This is a genomic window from Micromonospora sp. NPDC003776 (assembly GCF_053605645.1).
The window spans coordinates 1-1,329 of sequence record NZ_JBSGJR010000943.1 but is presented as its reverse complement, the minus strand read 5'-3'; the positions used below and the strand labels follow the sequence as shown (position 1 = coordinate 1,329).

Here is a 1,329-nt window from a genome sequence, read left to right as displayed (position 1 = left end):
CGCCGCCCGGGTGACCGGTGGTCACCCGGGCGGCCCGGCCCGGCGGGAGTCAGGCGGGCGGCAGCAGGTCGGCCGAGCGGCCGGCCACCACCGCGCCGATCAACCCCAGCGCCGCGGCCGCCGGCATCGGGTCCAGCCCGCGCCCGTCCCGCAGGCGCAGGGAGACCGAACCGTCGGCGGCCTCCCGGGCGCCGATCACCCCGACGTACGGCACCTTGCGGCGGGCCGCGTCGCGGATCCGGGCGCCCAGCGACCCGGCGTGGTCGACCTCGACCCGCAGCCCGGCCGCCTCGGCCCGGCGGGCCAGCGCGTCGGCCACGTCCGCCTGGCCGCCGTCGACCGGCAGGAGCACCAGCTGCACCGGGGCGTACCAGACGGGGAAGGCGCCCGCGTGCACCTCGATCAGGTAGGCGAAGAGCCGTTCCATGCTGCCGACCAGGCTCCGGTGCACCATCACCGGCCGTTTCCGGCTCCCGTCCGCGTCGGTGTACGACAGGTCGAACTTCTCGGGCTTGTCGAAGTCGAGCTGGATGGTGGAGATGGTCGACTCCCGGCCGGCCGCGTCGACGATCTGGATGTCGATCTTCGGGCCGTAGAACGCCGCCTCACCGGGTCCCTCGGTGAAGTCGACCCCGTCGAGGGCGGCCCGGAGCAGCTCCTCGGCCCGCGCCCACTGGGCGTCGTCGCCGACGTACTTCTCCCCCGGCCCGCGCAGCGACAGCCGGAACCCGGCCGGCCGCACGCCGAGCGCGGCGTGCGCCTCCCGGATCAGCCGGAGGATCTCCCGTACCTCGTCGCCCACCTGCTCCAGGGCGCAGAAGTTGTGCGAGTCGTTCAGCGAGATGGCGCGCACCCGGGACAGCCCGCCCAGCACCCCGGACCGCTCCGCCCGGTACATCCCGCCGATCTCGGCGACCCGCAGCGGCAGCTCCCGGTAGGAGCGGCCGCGGGCACGGTAGACCAGCGCGTGGTGCGGGCAGAGCGCCGGACGCAGCACGAACTCGTCGTCGGCGCTCAGCCGCATCGGCGGGAACATGTCGTCGGCGAAGTAGCCGAGGTGGCCGGAGATCTCGAACAGCTCCCGCTTGCCCAGCGGCGGCGAGTAGACGTGCCGGTAGCCGGCCCGGCGCTCCAGGTCCCGCACGTACTCCTCGACGGCGTGCCGGGCGGCGGCGCCGGCCGGCAGCCAGATGGGCAGCCCGGCGCCGGCGAGGGGGTCGGAGACGAACAGCTCCAGCTCCCGGCCGAGCCTGCGGTGGTCGATCATGTCGCTCTCCTTGATCGGGTACGACCCGGAGGCGAGCTGGCCCGGAACGCCGCGAGGCCCCG

1 protein-coding gene is annotated in these 1,329 nt (G+C 75.2%); it reads right to left on the bottom strand.

Translation table 11 applies throughout. The annotated features are described in order from the left end of the window. Positions 1-49: 49 nt before the first annotated feature. Positions 50-1,267 carry a threonine--tRNA ligase gene (gene thrS / locus ACWEVO_RS36560; RefSeq protein WP_452311956.1) on the bottom strand — a complete coding sequence of 406 codons (1,218 nt, stop codon included), beginning with the start codon at positions 1,265-1,267 and terminating at the stop codon, positions 50-52. Positions 1,268-1,329 lie beyond the last annotated feature (62 nt).